Origin of the sequence: Okeania sp. SIO2B9, from assembly GCF_010672505.1 — a bacterium.
In the GTDB taxonomy this organism is placed as follows: domain Bacteria; phylum Cyanobacteriota; class Cyanobacteriia; order Cyanobacteriales; family Microcoleaceae; genus Okeania; species Okeania hirsuta.
On record NZ_JAAHGK010000484.1, the window covers coordinates 1 to 5,100 of the forward strand.

The 5,100-nt window shown below is 33.2% G+C and carries 2 protein-coding genes; both read right to left on the reverse strand.

Annotation, left to right across the window (positions count from 1 at the left end; translation table 11 throughout):
- Positions 1-23: 23 nt before the first annotated feature.
- Complete coding sequence (locus F6K13_RS17410; protein ID WP_287287894.1) at positions 24-779, reverse strand: PD-(D/E)XK nuclease family protein; 756 nt, start codon at positions 777-779, stop codon at positions 24-26.
- A gap of 2,205 nt (positions 780-2,984) precedes the next feature.
- A complete protein-coding gene (locus F6K13_RS17415; RefSeq protein ID WP_161564906.1) occupies positions 2,985-4,784 on the reverse strand; it encodes a DUF3685 domain-containing protein in 1,800 nt (599 codons plus the stop codon).
- Between the last annotated feature and the right edge of the window lie 316 nt (positions 4,785-5,100).

Genomic DNA, 5,100 nt, shown 5'->3' on the forward strand with positions numbered 1-5,100 from the left:
GTTCAGGACAAAGAAGTAGATATTCAGTCTACTTCTTTGTCCTGAACTTCTAAAAAATTCTGACAGCGAGTAGTAAATTGACAAGAATGACAATGTTCAATCTTCTGAACTTGAGGAAATTCTTCACCCTTTTCCTGATAATTTTTTAACCAATCATTTAATCGATATAATATTTGCTTTAAATCTCGCTCAGTTTTTTTGTGTGCCTGTTGATTATAAGAAAATTTTAGTTTAGCAGGTAACTTTTGACTTTTTGGTTCGATAAACCAATAGGTCATCGAAACTGCATCTGGCAAATATTTGCTAGTTTCAACTAGAGTGTAAAGATATAAGCGTGTTTGCCAATTTTGAGCTAACTTTGTTTGATTTTGAGGAAAGCTATAAGTTTTCCAATCAAAAATTTGTGCTTGTTGAATATCGGCAATCAATAAATCATAAATAACCGTCAATATATAATCATTAAAATTAATACTAAGACTATGTTCAGCTTGACGTAAAATTATATTATCTTGAGTTTCAGGATTTAATATTTCTGGTGCTGCTTGAAAAAAATTTTCAAAACAGTACTGAATTTCTTGATTTTCTAACATTAAAGATTCTATTGGTAATCCTAGTTCTCTTTGCTGCATTAATAAGTGAAACTGACTACCCCAATTTAGTCTTTCTTGTTGTGCTGGTGTTGTTGGTACGCTCAGATTATCAAGATAGAGATGTTGAAATTTACGGGGGCAAGTTGTAAGTAGATTCAGGTGTTGTTGAGAGAGTCTATATTTTGCCATTAGTAATATTATGTCCGGTTGAATAGTTATAGGAAGGAGTCAGAAGTCAGGAGTTAGAAATTAAGAATTAGGAAGAAAGAATAGAAAGTTTTCAGGTATAAAGAGGAGAAAGTTTTTTTGTCATTAGACATAGGCGTGAAAAAGATATAGACTTTTTGCGCATAGTAGGCAACAGCTCATCTGACAACAGGGAAGAGATTTTTAGGAAAAAGGTACGAAGAATGATTTAGGGAAGTGAATTTTACAACTCTAGCTGATGTTAAACAAAGGGCAAGTTTATTTTCTGGAGATATAGTCATTCTGAATAAGACTGGAACACTTTTTTAGCTGAAACTCTTTCAAGGTAAGAAACCCTTGTCTCAATCTTAACTGGAATGACTATATCTATTAATTATCTGGAAATGATATAGCGTTTCTCAGTAAGAGTGAGGTACACTCTTATCTTTACTTAACTATTGCCTGTTGCCTATTGCCAGATGAGCTGTTGCCTAGAAGACATCTCCAATAATCAAAAATAAAATCAATTATCATACATAAATCATCAATTATTTCCCCCTACTCCCTACTCCCTATTCCCTCTTTTCTGGAGATGTCTAAAACAAACGAATTTTGTACCTCACGCTTCTTGGTAATTGCTATATCAACTAGTGCAGGATAGCGGAAATAACTGACCAGTTACAAAATCCTAAAACAATTACAAATCAAAAATGATTGACTTTTAAATACTAGACTTTTAACTTCCGCGTAGTGGCACTAGCTATCAGCTTTTAGAACTCTGGGTCAAAGTCCCCTGCAACTGTTGCCCAGGATTGTTTAGGAGGGGTTGAAATCCCCTGATAAACTTTAGAAAAATGATCTTGCTGAGTGCTGAGTGCTGAGTGCTTTTTTAATTATTATTATGTTTACTTCTCCCCCACTCCCCCACTCCTCTGCTCAAGATATGGGTTGAAAAGTTTTTGAGAAATGGAATAAGTCCCACTAACTTCTTTGTCAATCAGGAAAAAAATCCAGATACAAGTATGAGCATTATTTATAATTACTATTATTTTGACTTATTTAAACTTGTCTATGTCTTGGATAAGTAGCTACAAATACTCAAATAATTAAAAATTATCAAAAATTAAATTAAACATTAGTTATTTAAAATAAAATTAGCAAAATTAGTTCAACATCCCTTTTTAGGGTGTAATTTAGGGCAAAAAAAGAAGCGATAGCGCAGCTAAACGTAGTTATCGCACCTCTATTTCCCACCCCTCTAGAAAAAGCTGAAAATCTTGATAGATAAACAATACAGCCTTGATTGCTCAAAAGTAAAATTTAGTGTATTTTGGAATTAAGAATTTGGCTCTGCCTAGAAGCTCAATAAAATGATTTGATTGCAATATGATTTCTGTTTTGTCGATCTACTTCGATTTAATGCAGAGATAAAATGCTGGAATATTCCAAGATTTTTTCCTACTCTCATCCTTCCTTTCTCCTTTCTCCCAATTACTATAGCTCTACGCGCGACTCACAACTCATATTAAATCCGTTGGCTTCGGAGTAATATAGGCCTTACCGATCAAATATCAAAGCATTGACAAATAAAGGTTTTAGCCTTTTTAGAAGGAAAAAAAGTGCAACTTTTTCAGCTTGAGCAACCAAAAAGTTAGGATAAAAGGCAGAATAATTGCAAAAAAATCAAGGGATAAATATATCCGACTACCTCCTCTAAATTTCCCATTCCTCCTGACTTCTGACTCGGTCCTCCTGACTACTACCCCTACCAAAAGACTTTTTCAGCAAACCCTAATATAATTCTGTCGATCATCATACAATGCGTAGGGGCGAATGGCCACTTGCTAACGTACAAGCTCTCTGCTTTATATGTTGCGGAGCAAAACGCCCCTACAATATAGACTCTTATCTTAATAATATTGAATAACCCTGATGCTACCGTATTTGATATCAGGACTCAGAAAGCACGAAGTAATCCCTTAGTATAATTTTTGTCAACTCAAGGGTGAATATCTACAGGAAATTTAAGTTTTTTCTTGCTCTTAAGCCTTCTTCCCTCTTCCCTCTTCCTTCTTCCTTACCTTGTAATCCCTTAGTATAATTTTTGTCAACTCAAGGGTGAATATCTACAGGAAATTTAAGTTTTTTTCTTGCTCTTAAGCCTTCTTCCCTCTTCCCTCTTCCCTCTTCCTTACCTTTCTACATTTCTTAGTTATTTCTTCCTGTTTCTTCTCTATTATTGTTTCTGCCGAGTTTAGCATCTTGAAAAGAATTACCAAGACCCTGAAAAATACCTCTCCCAATTAAACCAATACCACGTCCAACTACTTGAGTGAGTAAATACACAATTCCACTACCAATAAAAGAAACAGTTGCACGAACACCAGGAGCTATTGCATCACGAGTTTCTAGAAGTAATGTTACGGTAAGTGGAATACCTGAAAGTTTTGCTAATTCATGTCTGCGGGGTGAATAAATAGCCATTTTTTTAATGCCAGTTTCATTCAAAACAAACAAAGAAAAATTACTCTCAAAAATCGCTTTTGGTTCCCCTACATATTCTTCTATACGATATCTCCAAGATAAACTATTACGGAATTTTTCAATATCTCGTGTTGATAATAACTGCCGACTATAAAAATCTTCTTTAATTTCTTCAACATCGGCAAAATTATTTAGTAAAGGGTACATCACAGCATTAGCAATTGAAATTAATAAATTTTGCAATAGAGCTTCAGAAAATTGCATAGCTTCAGGAGTACCTACAGCACAAGATTTATTATCGACTACTAAAGGAACTTCAAATAATAAATACGCTATTAATTCTTCAACTAAAGGAATCTTATTCAGAATAAAATTATGCACATTCTCTACATCATTTAATAAGACTGGTATCACTTCTACTCTAATTTTTTCTGCAAAAGAATTGAGTGTCATTGTTCTACTACTTATTTCTACTTGATAGTATTTACTAAAAAAAACTTGGGTTGTAACTTCCCACAATTTGCTGACAATCTCATTTCTTTTTTGTGGTATTTCTTCCCGCAAAATAGGAGTAATACGCAGTTCATCAAGAATATCTTCAAATTTACATAAAGCTATACATATTAGTTCTTGCTTCTTAGTAGTTCGCAAGATATCAGTTTCCATTGGTAATCTACTAAGATTAATTAAATTAGAATTTAATTTAGCGATTGTTACTTCAAATAATGCTGTTTTTATATTTATTTCTTCAGTAGGAGTCGGAGAAATAACTTCTGAATTTTTTATTGGTACAAGAGGATTAAAAGAACTAGGTAATAGTTGATTAATAATCCACCTAGCTGTTAGCAATTCTCGACGTTGCCCAGAGTTAATTGCTACATTAAAAAGTACAGAAGTTAAATTCTTTCGGTCTAATTTTTTTACACTTTCATCTAGTTGAGAATTAATTTTTGCAAGAGACAAATCTATCTGTTTTAGTCCCGACTTGCAAACATTGTAACGAAGAGTTTTGAAAAAGTTTGCTGCTTGAACTTTTAGATTTGAAGTTGTCACTTTGCCATAATTTTCTGGCACATCTAGAGAACTATTTTCCCAATAATACTCACCATTTGCAACTTTTTGAATAATAGTTACTAACTCAGAAATACTGATTCCTTTAGGGCAGTATCCATTAACACCTAATTCTTGCATTAAAATTAATAATGCACTTTCTTGTAAGGATGTTAATAATAAGATTGGTAATTGAGGATATGAAGTTTTTAGCTGTTGACAAAATTCAATTCCAGAGATGTTTAAATCTTGTGTAGTTTTAGCAGACAAATTCTGGGTATCTATGTCTAAAATTATTACAAATTTCTTTTCTTGTGTTATCAAATTTTCAATAACTTTTATCGCTTCTGCTCCTACCTCTGCTTCACCTAATATTTCTATGTCTGAAAACTGCTCGCAGGAAAATTTTAACCCCATCCGAAAGATAGGATCGTTATCAATGAGCAGCAATTGTAATGCTGATTCTCCATTCATAAATTGATTTGGAATTGAGATATTTAAGGGCACTACTGCCGCTATGCGGAAGTTAAAAGTCATGCATTTAAAAGTCAATCATTTTTGATTTGGAATTGTTTGAGGATTTTGTAACTGGTCAGTTATTTCCGCCATCCTGCACTACTAAGTAAAATTATGACTTTTAGTAGTCAGTATAAATATAAATACTAGACTTGTCGCTTTATAACTTAAAAATTCCCCAAAAACCTTGTTCTGTAAGGATTGTAGTTATTGGATGGCAAAAATGCTGGGAATTATTGCTCTGTCTAGGTTAGAGTGATTTTTTCCCTTTATT

Coding starts and splice junctions, on each gene's coding strand:
- F6K13_RS17410 (WP_287287894.1), bottom strand. CDS start 779: ATGGCAAAATATAGACTCTCTCAACAACACCTGAATCTACTTACAACT.
- F6K13_RS17415 (WP_161564906.1), bottom strand. CDS start 4,784: ATGAATGGAGAATCAGCATTACAATTGCTGCTCATTGATAACGATCCT.